At 71.3% G+C, this 19857-nt stretch carries 22 protein-coding genes and 1 rRNA gene; 7 read left to right on the top strand and 16 right to left on the bottom strand.

The window, feature by feature from the left end:
- Positions 1-623: 623 nt before the first annotated feature.
- From ACZ7GX_RS39345 to ACZ7GX_RS39325, 5 genes are all read right to left on the bottom strand, one after another.
- On the bottom strand, positions 624-806 hold the full coding sequence (locus ACZ7GX_RS39345) for a hypothetical protein (protein ID WP_498784778.1): 183 nt from the start codon (positions 804-806) through the stop codon (positions 624-626).
- Entirely contained in the window at positions 803-1726 is a 924-nt protein-coding gene (locus tag ACZ7GX_RS39340) for a class I SAM-dependent methyltransferase (protein ID WP_498784776.1), read from the bottom strand. The genes ACZ7GX_RS39345 and ACZ7GX_RS39340 overlap by 4 nt, the downstream gene beginning before the upstream one ends.
- A gap of 291 nt (positions 1727-2017) precedes the next feature.
- Complete coding sequence (locus ACZ7GX_RS39335) at positions 2018-2242, bottom strand: hypothetical protein (protein WP_498784774.1); 225 nt, start codon at positions 2240-2242, stop codon at positions 2018-2020.
- Entirely contained in the window at positions 2239-2637 is a 399-nt protein-coding gene (locus tag ACZ7GX_RS39330; RefSeq protein WP_498784772.1) for a WhiB family transcriptional regulator, read from the bottom strand. Before ACZ7GX_RS39330 ends, ACZ7GX_RS39335 begins: the two co-directional genes overlap by 4 nt.
- 712 nt (positions 2638-3349) lie before the next feature.
- A complete protein-coding gene (locus tag ACZ7GX_RS39325) occupies positions 3350-5407 on the bottom strand; it encodes an ATP-dependent DNA helicase UvrD2 (RefSeq protein WP_498784770.1) in 2058 nt (685 codons plus the stop codon).
- A gap of 72 nt (positions 5408-5479) precedes the next feature.
- On the opposite strand from ACZ7GX_RS39325, the gene ACZ7GX_RS39320 reads away from it, so the two are divergent.
- Entirely contained in the window at positions 5480-6220 is a 741-nt protein-coding gene (locus ACZ7GX_RS39320) for a DUF4191 domain-containing protein (protein ID WP_498784768.1), read from the top strand.
- Positions 6221-6354: 134 nt separating this feature from the next.
- Here ACZ7GX_RS39320 and ACZ7GX_RS39315 read toward each other — a convergent pair whose 3' ends face one another.
- The gene (locus ACZ7GX_RS39315; RefSeq protein ID WP_498784766.1) at positions 6355-6828 is read right to left on the bottom strand and encodes an RDD family protein; all 474 of its coding nucleotides are present in this window, start codon (positions 6826-6828) and stop codon (positions 6355-6357) included.
- 194 nt (positions 6829-7022) lie between these two features.
- Here ACZ7GX_RS39315 and glnA point away from each other — a divergent pair, with 194 nt between their 5' ends.
- The gene (glnA, locus tag ACZ7GX_RS39310) at positions 7023-8447 is read left to right on the top strand and encodes a type I glutamate--ammonia ligase (RefSeq protein WP_498784764.1); all 1425 of its coding nucleotides are present in this window, start codon (positions 7023-7025) and stop codon (positions 8445-8447) included.
- A gap of 280 nt (positions 8448-8727) precedes the next feature.
- Here glnA and ACZ7GX_RS39305 read toward each other — a convergent pair whose 3' ends face one another.
- Entirely contained in the window at positions 8728-9141 is a 414-nt protein-coding gene (locus tag ACZ7GX_RS39305; RefSeq protein ID WP_498784761.1) for a YkvA family protein, read from the bottom strand.
- Positions 9142-9771 (bottom strand): hypothetical protein, encoded by a 630-nt coding sequence (locus ACZ7GX_RS39300; RefSeq protein WP_498784759.1) that lies wholly within the window; start codon positions 9769-9771, stop codon positions 9142-9144.
- A 189-nt stretch (positions 9772-9960) separates the two neighbouring features.
- Between ACZ7GX_RS39300 and ACZ7GX_RS39295 the strand changes: the two genes are divergently transcribed.
- Complete coding sequence (locus ACZ7GX_RS39295) at positions 9961-10176, top strand: hypothetical protein (protein WP_053717413.1); 216 nt, start codon at positions 9961-9963, stop codon at positions 10174-10176.
- A 45-nt stretch (positions 10177-10221) separates the two neighbouring features.
- Here the strand turns inward: ACZ7GX_RS39295 and ACZ7GX_RS39290 are convergent, their stop codons facing one another.
- The 6 genes from ACZ7GX_RS39290 to ACZ7GX_RS39265 all read right to left on the bottom strand — a co-directional run bounded on the left by ACZ7GX_RS39290 (position 10222) and on the right by ACZ7GX_RS39265 (position 16856).
- Entirely contained in the window at positions 10222-11151 is a 930-nt protein-coding gene (locus ACZ7GX_RS39290) for an NADP-dependent oxidoreductase (RefSeq protein WP_498784757.1), read from the bottom strand.
- A 12-nt stretch (positions 11152-11163) separates the two neighbouring features.
- Positions 11164-14106: a bifunctional [glutamine synthetase] adenylyltransferase/[glutamine synthetase]-adenylyl-L-tyrosine phosphorylase gene (locus ACZ7GX_RS39285; RefSeq protein WP_498784755.1), complete on the bottom strand. Its 2943-nt coding sequence runs from the start codon at positions 14104-14106 to the stop codon at positions 11164-11166.
- Between the two features lie 39 nt (positions 14107-14145).
- Positions 14146-14370: a hypothetical protein gene (locus ACZ7GX_RS39280; RefSeq protein ID WP_498784753.1), complete on the bottom strand. Its 225-nt coding sequence runs from the start codon at positions 14368-14370 to the stop codon at positions 14146-14148.
- Positions 14367-15500: an inorganic phosphate transporter gene (locus ACZ7GX_RS39275; protein WP_498784751.1), complete on the bottom strand. Its 1134-nt coding sequence runs from the start codon at positions 15498-15500 to the stop codon at positions 14367-14369. Before ACZ7GX_RS39275 ends, ACZ7GX_RS39280 begins: the two co-directional genes overlap by 4 nt.
- Before the next feature lie 126 nt (positions 15501-15626).
- Positions 15627-16364 carry a type 1 glutamine amidotransferase gene (locus ACZ7GX_RS39270; RefSeq protein ID WP_498784749.1) on the bottom strand — a complete coding sequence of 246 codons (738 nt, stop codon included), beginning with the start codon at positions 16362-16364 and terminating at the stop codon, positions 15627-15629.
- A 15-nt stretch (positions 16365-16379) separates the two neighbouring features.
- Positions 16380-16856 carry a rhodanese-like domain-containing protein gene (locus ACZ7GX_RS39265; protein WP_498784747.1) on the bottom strand — a complete coding sequence of 159 codons (477 nt, stop codon included), beginning with the start codon at positions 16854-16856 and terminating at the stop codon, positions 16380-16382.
- Between the two features lie 79 nt (positions 16857-16935).
- Between ACZ7GX_RS39265 and ACZ7GX_RS39260 the strand changes: the two genes are divergently transcribed.
- From ACZ7GX_RS39260 to ACZ7GX_RS39245, 4 genes are read left to right on the top strand one after another with little or no spacing between them, the layout of a single operon-like run.
- A complete protein-coding gene (locus ACZ7GX_RS39260) occupies positions 16936-17400 on the top strand; it encodes an Lrp/AsnC family transcriptional regulator (RefSeq protein ID WP_053717420.1) in 465 nt (154 codons plus the stop codon).
- A gap of 30 nt (positions 17401-17430) precedes the next feature.
- Positions 17431-18033 (top strand): hypothetical protein, encoded by a 603-nt coding sequence (locus ACZ7GX_RS39255; protein WP_498784745.1) that lies wholly within the window; start codon positions 17431-17433, stop codon positions 18031-18033.
- 2 nt (positions 18034-18035) lie between these two features.
- On the top strand, positions 18036-18644 hold the full coding sequence (locus ACZ7GX_RS39250; RefSeq protein ID WP_498784743.1) for a hypothetical protein: 609 nt from the start codon (positions 18036-18038) through the stop codon (positions 18642-18644).
- The gene (locus ACZ7GX_RS39245) at positions 18641-18847 is read left to right on the top strand and encodes a helix-turn-helix domain-containing protein (protein ID WP_053717423.1); all 207 of its coding nucleotides are present in this window, start codon (positions 18641-18643) and stop codon (positions 18845-18847) included. Before ACZ7GX_RS39250 ends, ACZ7GX_RS39245 begins: the two co-directional genes overlap by 4 nt.
- Here ACZ7GX_RS39245 and ACZ7GX_RS39240 read toward each other — a convergent pair.
- Positions 18828-19691: a GNAT family N-acetyltransferase gene (locus ACZ7GX_RS39240; RefSeq protein WP_498784741.1), complete on the bottom strand. Its 864-nt coding sequence runs from the start codon at positions 19689-19691 to the stop codon at positions 18828-18830. The genes ACZ7GX_RS39245 and ACZ7GX_RS39240 overlap by 20 nt on opposite strands.
- 69 nt (positions 19692-19760) lie before the next feature.
- Positions 19761-19857, bottom strand: a 5S ribosomal RNA gene (gene rrf / locus ACZ7GX_RS39235); the annotation flags it as partial.

The raw sequence follows: 19857 nt of genomic DNA, 5'->3' as shown, positions 1-19857 counted from the left end.
CCCGCCGTTCCCGCGCACCACCCACCGCGCACCACCTACCGCACCTCACCCACTCCCCACACCTGTCACCAAGCACGCCGCTCTACCGAGCCGCAGCAACCAGCCTGGGCCGCCCCACCCCCGCAGCCCAAAATCGTGCGACGACCCGTCCTCCCCTGCTCTTCCCTCGCACCCCACACCCCACACCGCACACCCCGCACCGCGCACCCGCACCGCGCACCTCACCCGGTGCCCGCACCCGCCACCAAGCACACCGCCCCACCTACCGGCAGCGACCAACCTGAGCCGCCCCACCCCACAGCCCAGCAACCGTGCGACGACCCACCCCTCCCCGCCCTGCTCTTCCCCGCCTGCTCCTCCTCCACTCCGCACCCCGCACCCCGCACCGCGCACCCCGCACCGCCCACCGCGCACCTCACCCGCCACCAAGCACACCGCCTACCTAGCGGCAGCAACCACCCTGAGCCGCCCCACCCCCCGGCCCAGCACCGAACCCACGCCGACCAACTCCAATCCCGACCACTCGATGCACCGATCGCACCCCGGCCCCTACCGCCGCAGCAGCACGCCGCCGACCCAGCGGAGGCAGCCGGGCTCCGACCGCCGCCGCCCTACCCGGTGCCCTACCCGACGCCCCAGTAGTCGGACGGGAGCTTGCCTTCGATGTCCCGGACGTGCGTCCGCGCACAGGCGTGGCACAACCACTGGTCGACGCCGCGCTCCCGCTCCCGCACCCACGCCAAGAGCTGGGCCGGGTCCGTGACCGACGAACGCGTCCGTCCACAGCGGGCGCACGTGTCGGTCACGGCTTGCGGCCCAGGTACACGGTGTTGGCGATCAGCAGGAACACGTCGTCGCGCAGCCCTAGGAACGCGGGGTCCTGAGGGTCGAGCAGTTGCTTCACCGTGCGGCGGTCGGCGGGGTGGAGCGCGTCGCCGGCGACCTCGTTGAACCACGCCAGCTGGTTGACCGCCCAATCGCGCACCGCCTGCTTGGGCGGCGCCGGGTGGTCGATCAGGTAGCTGAACGCGGTCACGTCCACCAGACCGGCCTCGGAGAGCACGAGGTTCCAGCCACCGTGCATGCGAACGGCGCCCGCCGTGTTCTCCCGCATCCGCACGAACCACTGGTCGCGCGCGGCGGTCAGTCGTTCCTGCAAGCCCGGCTCACCGATGCCCAAGTCGAACGGGAGGAACTTGCCACTCAACCCACCCTCGGCGAGCGCCAACCACCCACCGGGCGCGACCGCCTCGATCAACCCCACCACAGCCGCGCGCTGATCAGGGAGGTGATGCACGACGTTCGAAGCCCACACCAACTGCGCGGGCCCGGCGATCTCCACCGGCCGTTCGGTGGCCAGGTCGGCGAGCACCGGCCGGACGCGCACCGTCGCCGTGGTCGTGTCGGTCTCGTAGTTGGCCGCCGACCGGGCAGCGCTGGTGGCCGCGTCCAGCAGTTCGGGCACGGCGTCGACCAGCACGACCGTCCCGCCGCCACGCGCCGACAGGGCCTCGACCAGCGCCACGCTCATCCCGCCCGCGCCGGACCCGACATCCAGGACGGTCGGCTTGTCGGGCAGCGTGCGGACGAGTCTGCGCGCGACGACGCGCCGCGCCTCGGCGTCCAACTCGTCGGCCTGCCGCAGGAAGTTCAACCGGGACGACCAGTCGATCCCGTCGTGAGTGTGGGCATGGGAACGGGCATGGTTGTGAGAGTGAGCTGCCACACGTCGAACGGTACCGACGCCGAGCCGAACCCTCCTATCGAAAATCCCCTCCGCGCGGTCGGAGGCCTGGACTCGCGGTCACCGGGCCCATGGTCGCCGGGCCCATGGTCGCCGGGCCCATGGTCGCCGGGCCCGTGGTCGCCGGGGCGGCGAGGAGGTGGTCTGTGGCTCGGTCTCGAAGTACTCCCTTCCGGGTCCGAGCGCGGGTGCGGGGCCGGGTGCGGGTGCGGGTGCGGATGCGGCGAGGCCCGCCCCCCGTCGCACGACGGGTAGGGCGGGCCTCTCCGAGCATCAGATCGCGCGGGCCTTCATGGCAGCCCTGCGCTGGGCCCAACCGGCCAGTCGCCCCCACCTGCGGGCGGCGACGAGACGGTGGGCCAGCCGATGCTGTCGCGCGAATATCTCCGCGTCATGCATTCGGGATCTGGCGAGATTTTCTTCGAGCAGCATGGGGTTCCCCTTGGGATTGACCTCGATCAGCATGGATTCGTCTGCGGTGGATCGGTACGTGGTCACGCGGCGGCCTCCTGGTCGTTAGCCCCCCGGACAACGGTCGCGGCGGGTGCCGCGGGTACAACAGGTGCCGCGTCCTTGCGGGGGCGCCCACGGGGGCGCTTCCGCGCGATCACGGTTCCGCGCTCGAAGATCTCGCCGCCCCAGACCCCCCAGGGCTCGTGACGAGCAAGCGCACCGGCCAGGCACTCCGCGATGACGGGGCAGGTGGCGCAGAACCTCTTCGCCTCCTCCAGCTCCGCCGGCGCGTCGGCGAACCACAGGTCGGGGTTGTTGGTACGGCAAGGAAGTTCCAAGCCGGCGTCCGGCGCGGTGTCGATCAAGTTGGCGACACCCGCCCCGGAGAGCTCCGGCTCGGTGGACAACGTCCCGTTTATGGGGACGGTCGCGGTCAACATCAGGTGGACTCCTGTCAAGGGTCTTGCATGGGGTTTGTTTGTCGTTCGAACCGCAAAACGGGTCGGGACAGCACGAAGGCCGCGGATCCGGTTACGGGTCCGCGGCCTTCGTGAGCTTGGTGGCCTGACTACAAGGTGGTCAGGTACTTCGCTCGTGCGCGGACGGCGCAACGTTCTGAGTCGGGATAACGGTCGACGCGTGCGGCGTCGGCACCTGGATCAGCTGAACTCGCTCAGCGCCCCACTTGAGGGCGTGGCGATCGCGGGCAGACTTCTCCCCCGCGACACGAGCAGCGCCTGAAGCCAAGACCACCCCGGTCATCAGGTAACCGGGCGTCTCGAAGCACGTGGGAGTGTTCACGACCGGTCACCTCCTCGGGTGGCTCGTACTCGACTGCTAGCTCTTGAATCCCCAGCGGGCGCTTCGCGCCCGGCCTGAGCAGGTTATGACCCCGCGCAGGACGCGTGCAACAGGTTTTTCCAAATACCTGTCGATTGAGTGAAAATTCAGCGTTTGCCCTGCACAGAGCGCTAGCGGCCGACCACCCGTACGGACCAGACCGCCCGCAGGCGGGCCTGGCGCGGTCACCGGCCGCGGATCATCGCGAGATCAACGCCAGCTCGACGACGGGCCGACGACGGGTCGGCACGGCCTCGACCCGGCCACGGCGGCGAGCGCAGCGAAGAGGTCGACGCGGGACGAACGCGAAGGTCAACGCCCGCCGCGCACGAGGGCCAGCACGTCGTCACCGAACCGGTCGAGCTTGGCCGCGCCGATGCCCGAGATCGACACCAGCCCGGCGACGTCCTCGGGCCTCTGCTCGGCGATCGCGACCAGCGTCGCGTCGGTGAACACCACGTAAGCGGGCACCTTGAGCTCACGGGCCCGGTCCGCCCGCCACGCCCGCAGCTTGGCCAGCAGCTCCTCGTCCAGGTCGGACGGGCACGAGGCGCAGCGGCTCAGCTTGATCGCCCGCGCGTCCACCAACGCCGACCCGCACACCCGGCACTGCGGCTTGGGCCGCTTCTGCAGCGGCTCCCGCTTCACGGCCGTGCGCGACGCCGGGTGGTCCTCCGGCACGAGCCCGTAGAGGAACCGGCTGCGCCGCCGGTACCGACGCCCGCCCGCGGCCCGCGCCAACGCCCACGACAGCCACAGGTGCTCACGGGCCCGCGTCACGCCCACGTACAGCAGCCGGCGCTCTTCCTCGATCGCCGCGTCGTCACCGTCGGCGTGCTGGATCGGCAACGTGCCCTCGACCAGCCCGACCAGGAACACCGCGTCCCACTCCAGGCCCTTCGCCGCGTGCAGGGACGCCAGCGTCACGCCCTCCACGGTCGGCGGGTGCTGGGCCTCGGCCCGCAGCTCCAACTCGGCCACGAACTTCGGCAGGTCCGCCGAGTCCACCGCGGTGACCAGCTCCTCGGCCAGTTCGACCAGCGCGAGCAGCGACTCCCACTTCTCCCGCGCCGTCCCGCCGGCGGGCGGCTCGTCGGTCAGGCCGATGCCGGCCAGCACCTCGCGCACGACCTTCGGCAGCTCGCCGGTCGGCTCGTGCGCCGCCGCCGAGCGCAACGCCACCATCGCCTGCCGCACCTCGGCGCGCTGGAAGAACCGCTCTCCGCCACGCACCTGATAAGGCACGCCGACCTCGGCCAACGCCTGCTCGAAGACCTCCGACTGGGCGTTGACGCGGTAGAGGACGGCGATCTCGCTGGCCGCCACGCCCTCGTCCAGCAGCGCCTTCACCCGCCGCGCGACGGCCGCGGCCTCCAGCGTCTCGTCGTCGAACTCGGTGAACGTCGGCTTCGGCCCGTCCGGGCGCTGCCCGATCAGCCGCAGCCTCGACCCGGAGGGGCGGTCGCGCGCCCACTTGATCACTTCGTTGGCCAGGCCAACGACCTGTGGGGTCGACCGGTAGTCGCGCTCCAGCCGCACCACGACGGCCTCGGGGAACCGGCGCGGGAAGTCCAGCAGCGGACGCGGCGAGGCGCCCGCGAACGAGTAGATGGTCTGGTTCGCGTCACCGACCACGGTCAGGTCGTCGCGCTGACCGAGCCACGCGTCGAGCACGCGCTGCTGCAACGGCGTGACGTCCTGGTACTCGTCCACCACGAAGCACCGGTACCGGTCGCGGAACTCCTCGGCGACCTCGCCGTGCTCCTCCAGCGCCGCCGCGGTGTGCAGCAGGAGGTCGTCGAAGTCGAGCAGCTGCGCCTGGTTCTTCAGCTCTTCGTAGGTCCGGTAGACCTGCGCGACCTGCTCGGCGGGCGCGGGCGTGTCGCGGCTCGTGCGGCCGGCGGCGTTCGGGTAGCCGTCGGGCGCGACCAGCGACGCCTTGGCCCACTCGATCTCGCCCGCGAGGTCGCGCAGCGAGTCCGACTCGGTGGACAGGCCGACGCGGTTGGCGGCCTGCGCGACCAGCCGCAGCTTGTTGCGGTCGATCAGCTGCCACTGCTCGCCGCCGACCACGCGCGGCCAGAAGTAGCGGAGCTGGCGCAGGGCGGCGGCGTGGAACGTGCGCGCCTGCGCGCCGTGCACGCCGAGCGCGCGCAACCGGGTCCGCATCTCGCCCGCGGCACGTGCGGTGAACGTGACGGCGAGGACTTGACCGGCGGAAACGTGCCCGCGCTGGACAAGGTGGGCGATGCGGTGCGTGATGGTGCGGGTCTTGCCGGTGCCGGCGCCCGCGAGCACGCAGACCGGACCGCGCGGAGCTTCCACCGCGGCGCGCTGTTCCGGGTCGAGTCCCTCCAGCAGCCCGTCCATGCGCTGCATCCTCGCAGAGGTCAGCGAGTACTCCCGTCATGGGGCGCGGCGGCGCGCCGTATCCTGGTGGGTATGGCTGGTAAGCAGGACAAGGCGGCTGCCAAGGCGGCCTCCAAGGAAGCGGCGAAGGCTCGGCGCGCGGCATCGAAGGCGAAGCGCAGCCAGATCTTCGAGGCGTTCAAGATGCAGCGCCGCGAGGACAAGGCGCTCGTGCCGTTGATGCTGGCGTGCCTGCTCGGCGCGACGGCCGCGGCGTTCCTGATCGGCCTCATCTGGGACATGCAGTGGGTGCTGCTGCCCATGGGCATCGCGGTGGGCGCGCTGCTCGCGGTCATCGTGTTCGGCCGCCGGGTGCAGCGCACCGTGTACGCGAAGGCGGACGGCCAGCCGGGCGCGGCGGCGTGGGCGCTGGACAACCTGCGCGGCAAGTGGCGCGTCACGCAGGCCGTGGCGGGCACCACGAGCGGCGACATGGTGCACCGGGTGCTCGGCCGGCCGGGCGTGGTGCTGGTCGCCGAGGGCGCGCCGCACCGGGTCAAGAACCTGCTCGCCCAGGAGAAGAAGCGGGTGGCGCGGGTGATCGGCGAGACGCCGATCTACGACGTCGTCGTGGGCACCGAGGACGGCCAGGTGCCGCTGCGCAAGCTGCAGAGCCACCTGATGAAGCTGCCGCGCAACATCTCGACCGCCCAGGTCGACACGATCGACAACCGGCTGGCCGCGCTGGCCAGCCGCGGCGCGGCGCTGCCCAAGGGCCCGATGCCCCAGGGCGCCAAGATGCGCAACGTGCAGCGCGCCATGCGTCGTCGCTGAGCCGCCACCGACGCGCGTTTCCGCAGCTCAGGCCCGTTCCGGCAGTCGTCCGGGACGGGCCTGCCGCATGAGCGGCCCCCTTCGCGCCCGGTAACGCGAACCGGCACCCGACCGCCGTCGGGCCCTCTCAACGGTCAGCGGGCCCTGAGGACGACGGTGCCCGCGGCCTTGTCGTGCAGGCCCCGGCCGTCGGCGTCCCACACCACCGCCGGGATGATGGGGAAGATCAACACCGTCCGCAGCGCGGCCCGCGGCAGGCCGACGCTCTGCGTGCCGTCCATCCGCACGACCCGCAGCCCGAACAGCGCGTGACCAGGGGTGAAGCCGAAGAGGCCGACCGCGACGACGGTGATGGCGAACCAGGCCAGCAGGCTCCAGTTCTGCGGCAGGTCGGGCATGGTGAACAGGCCCGCCACGCCGCCCGAGAGGGCGAAGTCGACCAGGATGGCAATCGCGCGGCGGCCCGTGGACGCGACGGAGCCCGGACCGGACTGGGGCAGGCCGAGGCGTTCACCCCGCCACCGCTGCCCGGTACCGTCTCCGGAGTCGGCGCCGGGTTCCAGCGCCGAGCGGGGTCCTGACAGCCACGAACCGGTCCACTTGCTCACCCCACCAGAGTAAGGCCGTGCTCAGCGGGTGAGGAGCGGCGGTCGGGTTGCCCGACCTGGGAGGCCCGTTAACACTGGCGAAACACGCGGGTGACGGCTGGGCAACACCACGGTCTTAGTTTCGCCACGATGGCAGGCCGCACCACGCAGCGGCGTACAACCACGCCCCCACCGCAGCAGAGGAGTCGACGAGGGTGTTCAAGAATCCCGACGAGGTCCTGAAGTTCATCTCCGACGAGGGCGTGAAGTTCGTCGACGTCCGCTTCAGCGACCTGCCCGGCGTGATGCAGCACTTCACGCTCCCGGCCAGCGCGTTCGACGCCGACGCCATCGCCGAGGGCCTCGCGTTCGACGGCTCGTCGGTGCGCGGCTTCCAGTCGATCCACGAGTCGGACATGCTGCTGCTGCCCGACCTCTACACCGCGCGCCTCGACCCGTTCCGGATCGAGAAGACGCTGATCGTCAACTTCTTCGTGCACGACCCGTTCACGCGTGAGGCCTACAGCCGCGACCCGCGCAACATCGCGCGCAAGGCCGAGCAGTACATCACCGAGTCGGGCATCGCGGACACCGCGTACTTCGGCGCCGAGGCGGAGTTCTACATCTTCGACTCGATCCGCTTCGACACCACCGCGAACGCCTCCTTCCACGAGATCGACTCGATCTCCGGCGCCTGGAACACCGGCCGTGAGGAAGAGGGCGGCAACCGCGGCTACAAGGTCAAGTACAAGGGCGGCTACTTCCCCGTCTCGCCGACCGACCACTACGCGGACCTGCGCGACAAGATGGTCCTCAACATGCAGGCCCAGGGCTTCTCCGTCGAGCGCGCGCACCACGAGGTGGGCACCGCCGGGCAGTCCGAGATCAACTACAAGTTCAACACGCTGCTGCACGCCGCGGACGACCTGATGCTGTTCAAGTACATCATCAAGAACACCGCGTGGCAGGCCGGCAAGACCGTGACGTTCATGCCGAAGCCGCTGTTCGGCGACAACGGCTCGGGCATGCACACCCACCAGTCGCTGTGGAAGGACGGCCAGCCGCTGTTCCACGACGAGTCCGGCTACGCGGGCCTGTCGGACACGGCGCGGCACTACATCGGCGGCATCCTGCACCACGCGCCGTCGCTGCTGGCGTTCACCAACCCGACGGTGAACTCCTACCACCGCCTGGTCCCGGGCTACGAGGCCCCGGTGTCGCTGGTCTACTCCCAGCGCAACCGGTCGGCGTGCGTGCGCATCCCGATCACCGGCAACAACCCCAAGGCCAAGCGCATCGAGTTCCGCTGCCCCGACTCGTCGGGCAACCCGTACCTGGCCTTCTCGGCCATGGTCATGGCCGGCCTGGACGGCGTGAAGAACAAGATCGAGCCGCCGGCCCCGATCGACAAGGACCTCTACGAGCTGCCGCCCGAGGAGGCCCGCGACGTCAAGCAGGTGCCGGCGTCCCTGGACGCGGTGCTGGACAGCCTCGAGGCGGACCACGAGTTCCTCCTGGAGGGCGGCGTCTTCACGCCGGACGTCATCGACACCTGGATCTCGTTCAAGCGGGAGCAGGAGATCGACCCGCTGCGCCTGCGCCCGAACCCCTACGAGTTCGCGCTCTACTACGACGTGTGATCGACGCGGGGCTCTGACCAGCAGTTCTACCGGTTGAAGCCCCACTCACACCTCCACAGGCCGAAGGCCCGGTGACCACCACGGTCACCGGGCCTTCGGCCTTCCACGAGCAGGTCAGGTCGAGGACGGCGTGGACGAGCGGGGCCGCACCAGGGGCGGCTCACTCGCCTCGGAGTCGAGGTGCCTGAACGGCCCTCCGCTCGCCGGCATCGGACTCTCAGCCTCGTCCCGTCGTACGGTCACCGGTCGGCACGGAAAGTCGCGCAGCGTACCGACCGCGTTACCCCCTGCTCGCCCCGCCCGGCCCGACGCCGGCCAACCGGCGCACCACCGCCAGCCCGTCCGCGGTACCGGGCCAGTGGGCTTCCACCAGGTCGAACGCGGTCGCACGGATCACCGAACGCAGCACCCAGCACACCACGATCGCGTCGTCCGCGTACCCCAGCACCGGGATGAAGTCGGGCACCAGGTCGAACGGCAGCGCCAGGTACCCCAGCAGCAGCCACAGCCGCACGCGCGCCGACCGCGGCACCCGCGGGTCACGGGCCAGGCGCGTCACCAACCGCAGCACGTCCGGCAGCAGCCGCAGGACCAACCGCAGCGCCACGCCGCGGGGCCGGACCAGGAACAGACCGAGGAGCAGCACCAGCCACAGGCCGACCAGCCCGACCAGCACACCGACGAGGACGTCCACCTACTCGGGGATCGGGATCCCGGTCACGGTCACCGCACCGCCGGTCGGCGCGAGCTGGCCGATGATCCCCGCGAACGTCAGCGAGAACGACGTGCTGTCGGCGCCGGCCTTCCGGTCCAGCTCCAGGTACCCGTTGATGCTGGAGTTCTTCGCGATCGACACCGGCCACCGGCTGGTGGACACCGACGCGGCGTAGTCGCGCTGCGCGTCGTCGACCGCGGAGATGGACGCGAGGGGCAGGTCCATCTTCGCGTTGCTGGCGTTGATCGCGGTGGCGAACACCTTGAGGCGGCCACCGGAGTTCTCCACCTTCGTGATCTCCACGGTGAGCAGGCCGCGCGCCTGCTTCCACGACCCCGTGAGCACCTTGGTGTCCACGCTGGGCGGCGCTTCTTCCTCCGAGGTCGTGCCCACCGCGCCGTCCAGGCCGCCGACGGTGTCCTCCGAGGTGGGAGAGGTGGAGGTGGGCGTGGTCGAAGAAGTTTCGCGCAGGGTGACGCTCAACGCGCCGACGCCGACCGTGCCGGCGGTGACCGCCTGGATCACCCCGAGCAGGACCAGCACGCCGAGCATGACCAAGCTGATCTTCAAAGCCGCGCTGCTCTTCTTGCGGTGGGTCTCGTCGTCCATGACGTCCTTCGTCCGGGCGCACGCGTGCGAACGTGAATCTCCCCCAGGAGTGTCGCTAGTCTCGACATAAGGAACACCAATAGTCAATGCGTGGCGGCCCTAGATCGACGGTGCGTAGCCCCCGATCAACACGCCGTCGACACCAGGGCTGCTCCTACCCCGATCGGGGAGGGCGGTTAAGGTCGCGCCGTGTCTGATGACGTCGCAACCCCCGCCCAGGTGCTGTCCACCAACATCTTCGACTCCGCCGCCGAGGCGATCGAGGCGATCGGCGCCGCCGACGTGCTCGGTCTCGGCGTCCGGGTGTCGAACCGCCTCGTCCAGGACGAGGAATCCGACGACACGCTCGTCGAGGAGTGGATCGTCGAACTGCTCACCACGGTCCCGACCGTCGACGAGGAGTAGGCAGCCGGAGGGCCCCCGCCCTCGACGGGGGCCCTCCACCACACGTCACACCGTCAGCACGACCTTGCCGCGCACGTGCTTGCCCTCCAGCAGCCGGTGCGCCTCGGCGGCCTGCGCCAGCGGGAACGTCTGCTGCACCTCCACCTTCAGCGCGCCCGAGCCCGCCTGCCCGGCCAGCCAGTCCAGGTCCTCCCGCACGGGCTTGGCGTAGGAGTACCGGCCGCCGAGCTCCAGCACGTTGGTATCCACAATGGACACGATCCGGGCCGGGTCGCGCACCAGCGCGGGCGAGTCGTTGAGCGCCGCGCCGCCGACGCAGTCGAACGCCACGTCGACCAGCCCGTCGCCGCCGACGAGCTCGGCCACGTTGTCCACGAGCGCGTCCCCGTAGGCCACCGGCTCCGCGCCCAACGACCGCAGGAACCCGTGGTTGCGCGGCGACGCCGTGCCGATCACCCTTGCCGCGCCGAGGATCCGCGCCACCTGCACGGCCAGGTGCCCGACACCGCCCGCGGCGGCGTGCACGAGCACCGTGTCACCCGACGACACCCCGACCTTGCGCAACGACTGCAACGCCGTGAGCCCGGTGAGCGAGAGCGCGCCCGCCTCCACGAACGACAGCGACGCCGGTTTGTGCGCCAACCCGCGCTCGGTGGCGGCGATCAGCTCCGCGTACGTCCCGTGCTGCACGTGGTCCTTGCGCTGGTAGCCGAACACCTCGTCGCCGACGGCGAACCCGTCCACCGCGGGCCCGACGGCGCGCACCACCCCGGCCATGTCCCAGCCCGGCACGAGGGGGAAGTGGCACGGCGTCGAACTCGCCACGTACCCCATGCGCACCAGCCGGTCGACCGGGTTCACCCCGGCGGCACGCACCTCGACCAGCACCTGGTCCAGCGCGATCGGCGGGTCAGGCAGCTCCCGCACCACGAGGACTTCGGCATCTCCGAATTCGGTCTGCGCGATCGCTTTCACGAACCCCAGTGTTCAGGAACCGTAGAAGATGCGCTCGATCACGGCCCGCGCGCGACGCGTCGTGCGCCGGTAGGAGTCCAGGAACCCGCCCGGGTCGCCCGCGTGCCCCATCGCCGACGCCACCGCGGCCAGGTCGCGCCCGGCCGTGGGCAGCTGGTCACCGGCCTTGCCCTTCACCAGCACGACGGCGTTGCGCGCCTCGGTCGCCATCACCCACGCGTCCATCAGGGCCGACGAGTCGTCCTCCGACACCAGGCCCGCCTCGGTCGCCGCACGCAGCCCGCGCACCGTCGACGGCGTGCGCAGGCCGGGCACCTCGCACGCGTGCTGCAACTGGAGCAGCTGCACGGTCCACTCGACGTCCGCGAGCCCGCCCCGCCCCAGCTTGGTGTGCGTGGACGGGTCGGCGCCGCGCGGCAGCCGCTCGGCCTCGACGCGTGCCTTGATGCGCCGGATCTCCCGCACCGCGGCGGCGTCCAGCCCGTGCTCGGGGTAGCGCACCGGGTCGATCATCTCGATGAACCGCGCGCCGAGGTCCGCGTCGCCGCCGATGAACCGCGCTCGCAGCAGCGCCTGCGCCTCCCACAGCTCGGCCCACTGCGCGTAGTAGGCCCGGTAGGAGTCGAGCGTGCGCACCAGGGGCCCCTGCCTGCCCTCCGGCCGCAGGTCGGTGTCCACCTGCAACGGCGGGTCCTGGCTGGGCGCGCTGAGCAGCCGCCGCACCTGCTCCACCACCGACGACGCGTACCGGGCGGCGTCGGGGTCGCTCACGCCCTCGGCGGGCTCGCACACGAACAGCACGTCGGCGTCCGAGCCGTACCCCAGCTCGCGCCCGCCGAGCCGGCCCATGCCGATGACCGCGATCGACGCCAACCGCTCACCGGCCGACCGCACCACCGCGTCCAACGCCCCCTGCAACACCGCCACCCACACCTCGGACAGCGACACGCACACCGTCCGCAGCGGCACCAGCCCGAGCAGGTCCGCCGACGCCACCCGCAGCAGCTCCTGGCGGCGCAGGGACCGGGCGGCGGTGACCGCGCGTCCCAGGTCGCTGTACCGGGACACGGCGCTGCGCAGCGGGTTGCCGATGGTCATCGGGTCGCGGCCGACGAGCGCGTCGGTGTCGGCCAGCAGCGGCAGCACCTCGGGCGCGCGCACCAGCAGGTCCGGCACGAGCTTCGACGTGCCCAGCAGCGCGGCCAGCCGGTCGACCACCGTGCCCTCGTCTCGCAGCAGCCGCAGGTACCAGGGCGTCTCGGCCAACGCCTCCGACACCTTCCGGTACGCCAGCAGCCCGCGGTCGGGGTCCGGGGTGGTGGCGAACAGGTCCAGCAGCACCGGCAGCAGCGCCGTCTGGATCCGCGCCCGCCGGGAAACGCCCCTGGTCAGCGCCTCGATGTGCTTCAACGCGCCGTCCGGCGCGGCATACCCCAGAGCGGCCAGTCGCGCCGCGGCCTGCGACGTGGTCAACCGCAGCCCCTCGGTCGGCACCTTCGCGACGGCCTCCAGCAGCGGCCGGTAGAACAGCTTCTCGTGCAGCCGGCGCACCTGGTTGGCGCGCTTGCGGAACTCGGCGAGCAGCACCTGGCTCTCCGACAGCCCGCCCTCGGCCTGCAACCCCGACGCACGCGCCAGCCAGCGCAGCGCGGCCACGTCGTCGTCGGCCGGGAACAGGTGCGTGCGCAGCAGCCGCTGCAGCTGCAACCGGTGCTCCAACGTGCGCAGGAACCGGTAGGCGCGGCCGAAGTCGGCGGCGTCCGCGCGGCCGACGTACCCGCCGCGCCCCAACGCCGTCAACGCCTGGGTGGTCGTGGTGATGCGCAGCTCCTCGTCACCGCGACCGTGCACGAGTTGCAGCAGCTGCACGGCGAACTCGACGTCACGCAGCCCGCCGCGGCCCAGCTTCAGCTCCCGGTCGGTCAGGCTCGCCGGCACGTGGTCCTCCACGCGGCGGCGCATGGCCTGCACGTCGGGCACGAAGTTCTCCCGTTCGGCGGCCGTCCACACCAGGGGCCGCACCACGTCCATGTACCGCAGGCCCAGCTCCTCGTCGCCGGCCACCGGCCTGGCCTTGAGCAGCGCCTGGAACTCCCACGTCCGCGCCCACCGCTGGTAGTAGGTGGCGTGGCCGTCCAGCGTGCGCACCAGCGCGCCCGCCTTGCCCTCCGGCCGCAGCGCCGCGTCCACCTCGAAGCACGCCTGGCCCGCGACCTGCATCACGGCGCCGGCCAACCGGGTCGCCACGGCCAGGTCGCCCTCGCCGACGAACACCACGTCGACATCGCTGACGTAGTTCAGCTCACGCGCGCCGCACTTGCCCATCGCGATCACCGCGAGCCGGCACTCGTCCGACCGCGGCACCTGCCGCTCGGCGACGTCCAGCGCGGCCCGCAACGCGGCCACCGCCAGGTCCGACAGCAGGCTGGCCACGTCGTCGTAGTTGACGTACGGCTGGTCGGGCTCGACCACGTGCGCCAGGTCGTCGGCGGCGATCCGGCACAGCAGCGCCCGGTAGCCGAGCCGCAGCGCGCGCACCGCGTCCGCGCCGGTCAGCCCTTCGACCGCGGCGAGGAGGGCGGGCACGAACGACCCCGCGTCCACCGGCTCGGCGTCTACCAGGTCGTGCCAGCGGTCCGGGTTGGCGACCAGGAAGTCCGACAGCGCGGTGGACGAGCCCAGCACCGCGAGCAGCCGCCCGCGCAACGCCTCGACGTCCCGCAGCGCCTGGTCCAGCTCGGGCCACCGGTCACCGAGCGCGACGCGCAGCCGGTCGACCCCGAGCAACGCCAGGTCCGGGTCCGGGCTGCGGGACAACGCCACCAGGATCGGCTCGTTGCCCTCGCTCGGCCGCCGCCCCTCCCACCACCCGGCGGCGCGCAGGTGCTCACCGCCGCGCGCCTCGGTCAGGCCGAACCGCGCGGGGGACGTGGGCAGGCGGGCTGGATCGGTCATCGACGAACACCGTAGCCCGCCGGGACGCCGAAAAAAGCGTCAGCCCGCCACGATCAAGTAGATGCCGAACAACACTACGGTCACGCACGCCAGCAGGCACGCCACCGCCACGACCGTCGGCGCCGCCGTGGACGCCTGCCGCTCCTGCGCCGCCTCCCGCGCCGACAGCGCGCGCAGCCCGCCGGAGAACAGCAGGACCAGCCCCAGCACCACCGCGAGGCTCACCCCGAACACGGCGCCCAACGCCGCCCAGTCGATCTTCACGCCGCCACCTTGTGCGTCTCGGCCTGTGCCGCGATCTCGTCCACCACGTGCTCGGGCCGCACCGGCTCGCGGCGCGACAGCAGCCAGATCACCAGCGCCACGCCCATGCCGACCACCGCCACGGCCACCACGCCCGCCGTGCCGAGCGACGCGACCTTGCCCGCGAGCGCGCCGACCAGGCCCGCCGCCGGCAGCGTCAGCCCCCAGGCCGCCGCCATCCGACCCGCCACGCCCCACCGCACGCCGTCGCGCTGGCGGCCCAGGCCGGAGCCCATGATGCCGCCGGACGCGACGTGCGTCGTGGACAGCGCGAACCCGAGGTGCGAGGACGCCATGATCACGGTCGCCGCGCTGGTCTGCGCGGCGAAGCCCTGCGGCGCCTCGATCGTGGTCAGGCCCGAGCCGAGGGTCTTCGTGATCCGCCAACCGCCCAGGTAGGTGCCCAGCGCGATGGCGATCGCCGCGCTCAGGATCACCCAGAGGGGCGGTTCCGAACCCGGCGCGAGCGTCCCGGCGGTGATCAGCGTGAGCGTGATGATGCCCATCGTCTTCTGCGCGTCGTTAGTGCCGTGCGCCAGCGACATGAGCGCGGCCGACGCGATCTGGCCCGCCTTGAAACCCCGGTCCGTCACGGACTTCCGCGCCCGCTTGGTCAGCCGGTAGGTCAGGTAGGTCGCCACCAGCGCCACGATCCCCGCCACCAGCGGCGCGGCGATCGCGGGCGCGACGACCTTGTCCACGACCTTCGCGAAGTGCACCGCGTCCGCGCCCGAGGCGACCCAGGCCGCGCCGATCAGGCCGCCGAACAGGGCGTGCGACGAGCTCGACGGCAGCCCGACGTACCAGGTCACGAGGTTCCACATGATCGCGCCGATCAGCCCGCCGAAGACGATCGCAGGGGTGATTCTGGCGTCGTCGACGATCCCGCCGGAGATCGTCTTGGCCACCTCGACCGACAACAGCGCTCCCACCAGGTTCAACACCGCGGAGAAGGCGACGGCCGTGCGTGGCCGCAGCGCGCCGGTGGCGATGGAGGTCGCCATCGAGTTCGCGGTGTCGTGGAAGCCGTTGGTGAAGTCGAAGACCAGAGCCGTGATGACCACGATGATGACGAGGAGCGAGGCATCCACGCTGATTCCTCCAACTGAATCGACACAGTCGAAGGTAAACGCTACCCGTCTGGCCGATGAACACTCACGACGACGAGGTGAACGCTACCTGTCCGAACGATGAACGCTCACATCGGTGGAGGTTCATCACACCAGCGGCAGGCTCCGGTGGATCGTCAGCTCACCGGCGGCCAGGCGCACGAATCGTTCGGCAAACGGTTGCCACACCTCCTGAATGTCCTCGTGACCGGCCGCGAGACGGTCCGGGTCGAGCACCTCCGGCCGCACGTTCGCCACCGCCTCGGGGTACCCCTCGGCCCAACCCAGAACCATGTCCGGCGTGGTCTCGATGTGGAACTGCACGCCGTAGGCGCGGTCACCGACCCGGAACGCCTCGTTCGCGCACTTCGGGGAGGACGCGAGCAACAACGCCGTCGGCGGCAGCAGGCCGACCTCGTCCTCGTGGAACTGGAGCACGTCCGGCGTCCACGGCAGCTCGTCGAACAACGGGTCGCCGCTCGCCGCGTCCCGCTTGGCCACCAGCCGCACGCCGACGTCGTGCCCCTGCGGGCTGCGCCGCACCTGCCCGCCGGTGGCCGCGGCCAGCAGCTGCGCGCCGAGGCAGATCGCGAGCAGCGGCACCCGCTTCGACACCGCGTGGGACAGCAGCTTGCGCACGTCCGCGAGCCACGGGTGCGCGACGTCGTCCAGCGCGCCCATCGCGCCGCCCAGGCAGACCACGCCCTGGTAGCCGTCGAGCGTCTCCGGCACCGGTTCCTCGTACGGTTTCACCACGTCCAGCACCGCCCCGGCGGTGGTCAGCCACTCGCCGAGGCGGGCGGGCGGGTCGTCGCGGTCGGGTTGCAGCACGAGCAGGCGCGTCACCCGTCCGAGGGTAGATCAGCAGTCGCAGGAGATTCCGTGCAGGCTCGTGCCGCCGTCACCCGCCGCAGCGCCGGCCCCGACCGCGTCACCCTCGACCGCGTCACCTTCCACCGGGTAGCCCGACGCGTGCCAGGTCGTGATGCCGCCGGCCAGTCGCTTCACCTTGAACCCGAGCCGCGACAGCTTGAGCGCGCCCTTGGTGGCGGCGTTGCACTCGAAGCTCTCGCAGTAGCAGACGTAGACGAGGTCGCGGTCCCAGTCGGCGGTGGTCGTCTCGTCCACGTCCCAGTGCGGGAGGTTGATCGCGCCGGGGATGCGGACCCGGGCGAACGCCTCGGGACTGCGGGTCTCGACGAGCTGGAAGCCCTCGGTCGTGCCTGCCTTCAGGTCCCGGACCACGTCGTCCGGGTCGGCCTCGAAGGCCAGTTCCGCGGCGAAGAACGCGGCGGCGGCAGCGGGGTCGGCGGCGGGGAAGCGGAGCGTGTTGGTCATGGGTAAATCGTGGCTGACCAGCGTGTTCTGTCCCATGCGGAACTCCAGGCGTGGCGCGGGTTCCGCTTACGATTCCACGGTGGAACTGGACGATCTGGATTGGAAGTTGTTGGACCTGCTCCAGCGGGACGGCCGGATGACGTTCACCGAGCTGGCCAAGCGGGTCTCCCTGTCCGCGCCCGCGACGACCGAGCGCGTGCGCCGGCTGGAGCAGGCCGGGATCGTCACCGGGTACGTCGCGGTGGTCGACCCGCAGCGGCTCGGGCTGCCGATCGAGGCCATCGTGCGGGTGCGGGTGCGCAGCCTGGACACGCCCCGGTTCCGGGAACGGGTGGTGACGCTCGCGCAGGTGCGCGACGCCGACCACGTGACCGGTGACGACTGCTGGCTGCTGCGCGTGGTGTGCCGGTCGATGGTGGAGCTCGAGGAGTTCGTGGAGCAGGCCCAGCGGTACGGCGACACGACCACGTCCCTGGTGTTCTCCTCCCACGCCCGCAACCGGCCCGTGACGCGGGACGTGCTGGAGGGTATCGTTTCTCGATAACATCGATAAACGATATGCGGGGGGCATCTCATGTCGAGGGGGAACGCGTTAGAGCCGTTGACCGGCGTGGTGTCCGCGGTGTTCGCGCTGAGTCTGGGGGCGTTCGGCCTCACCACCGCGATCCGGCTGACGATCGGCTTGTTCGACCCGGTGTGCTTCACCGCCAAGTACTGGCCGCACGACGCGGAGGGCCGCGACCTGGTCGCGGGAGTCCGGCTGGACGACGTCGACCGGGTCACGCTGTGCGTGGACGACCCCGTGCCGTGGCAGCACGTGCTCGACTTCCTGTCCGAGGCGCCGACCGCCGTCACCAGGGTCGGCGCGCTCCTGCTGCTCCTGTTGCTGCTGCGGCGTGCCGCGCTCCACGGCATCTACACCCCGGCCACGGCGGCCGACGTGCGGCGCTTCGGCCACTACCTGCTGTGGGTGCTGCCGGCGGCGGCGATGGTCGAGTCGATCGCGCGGACCACGCTCGTGCACGCCGCCGTGACGTTCGACGCGGGCTTCGCGTCGTTCTTCGGCGAGTGGGAGGCGCCGTGGTTCGCGGTCATCACGGGCATCGCGCTGCTGTCGCTGGCGAAGATCGTGCGGGACGGCGCGGAGATGCGCGCGGACCTCGAAGGGACGGTCTGATCGTGGAGCAGGACGTGCTGAGGCCGTTCACCAAGGTCGTGCGCCTCATGTGGTCGGTCGCCGCGGTGGGCTTCCTGCTCGGGGTGACGACCGAGATCGGCAACACCGTCCGCGACCTGTGCTTCTCCTCGGCCGCGATCGCCGGCGGGTTCGGCGCGCGGTACCTGGGTGAAGGAGCGCTGCGCGAGGGTGTGGCCAACTACCCGTCGGAGCTTCGCTACTGCCTGCACGACCCCGGCCTTCCCGAGCGGGTGCTCGGTGTCCTCGACGGCGCCCTGACGTGGTTCGCCTACGCTGTGCTGTTCTTCCTGCTGATGAGGCTGCTGGAACGCGCGGCGTCCGAGGGCGTCCACACGGCGGCGACCGCGGCCCGGCTGCGCCGACTCGGGTGGTTCACGCTCGTGGCCATGCCGGTCGTGACGTCGGCCGAAGCCGTCGTGCGCCTGCTGTTGCTGAGGCAGGCCGTCACGTTCGACGTGCCCCTGGTCGAGTTCCTGTTCGACTGGTCCGTGCCGTGGTGGGCGGTGGTCACCGGCGTGGGTCTGCTGACGCTTGGCAAGATCATGCGCACGAGCGCGGAGATGCGCGCGGACCTGGAGGGAACCGTGTGAGCATCCAGGTGCACCTCGACCGGCTGCTGGCCGAGCGCGGGATGACCTTGACCGAGTTGGCGGACCGAGTCGGCGTGACCGTGGTCAACCTGTCGATCCTCAAGAACGGCCGGGCCAGGGCGATCCGGTTCAGCACGCTGACCGCCCTGTGCGAGGCGTTGGACTGCCAGCCGGGCGACCTGCTCAGTCACCGGCCGGGGTGAACACGAACTCCGCCGAGTCGACCACCGGCCGGAACCCGATCCGCTGGTAGATCGAGTTCGACGTCGGGTTCGCCAGGTCTGTGTAGAGGACCACGTGCTCGGCGCCGTTCTCCCGCGCCCACGACGCGCAGGCGGCCGTGACCGCCGCGCCGTAACCGTGCCTGCGGTGCTCGGGCGGGGTGTAGACGGGGCCGATGCGGGACATGCCGGACGCCGGCGCGTTCGCCGCCGCCCACGCCACCGGGGTGTCGCCGACGTGCCAGATCAGGTGACCGTGCCCGGCCGCCAGGCTGACGCGCAGCATCAACCGGGAGCGGTCCTCGCTCCCCTCGTCCCGGGCCTGCTCGGTCGCCTCGACGGCGAACTCCGTGCGCCAGTGGCTGAGCAGTTCGAGGTCGTCCAGGGTCGCCAGGCGCGCGGCGCCGGGGACCTCGGGCGTGACCAGGTCGCCCAGCTCGTACAGGCGCAGCGCCATGTGCTCCCGCGCGTTGCAGCCCGTGCGGGCGGCCCAGGCGACGACGAAGGCCTCCACCGACTCCCGCGGCCCGTTGACGCCGGGCAGCTCCACGTCGCCGGCCAGCGCGTCCGCGACGACCTCCGCCCACTCCGGCGCCACACCGCTCAAGGTCAGCGGCCACGGCGGCGTGCGCAGTGCCGCGGCCACCAGGACGCCGTCCTCGGAAACGCTGACCAGCAGCGGTGGCTCGTCCTCCGGGTCGGCGTGGTTGAGCCTGCGGTCGACCGCCGCGATCGGGATCGTGTGGAACACCGGGTCGGCGTTGAAGAAGTCGCCCGTCAACGCCCAGAACTCCGCCAGGTCGTCGTGTCTCGTCACCTCGGCCACGAAACGGACGGTAACGCAAAAAACCCTCAGGGGCACTCGAGTAAACGAGTGCCCCTGAGGGTGAAGTATGCTCGGCGGCGTCCTACTCTCCCACACCCTCACGAGTGCAGTACCATCGGCGCTGGAAGGCTTAACTACCGGGTTCGGAATGGGACCGGGTGTTCCC

The sequence above is a fragment of the Actinosynnema sp. NPDC037264 genome, from assembly GCF_055603705.1.
Note: the sequence above shows the minus strand (reverse complement) of the source record. Positions and strands in the feature narration are given on the sequence as shown.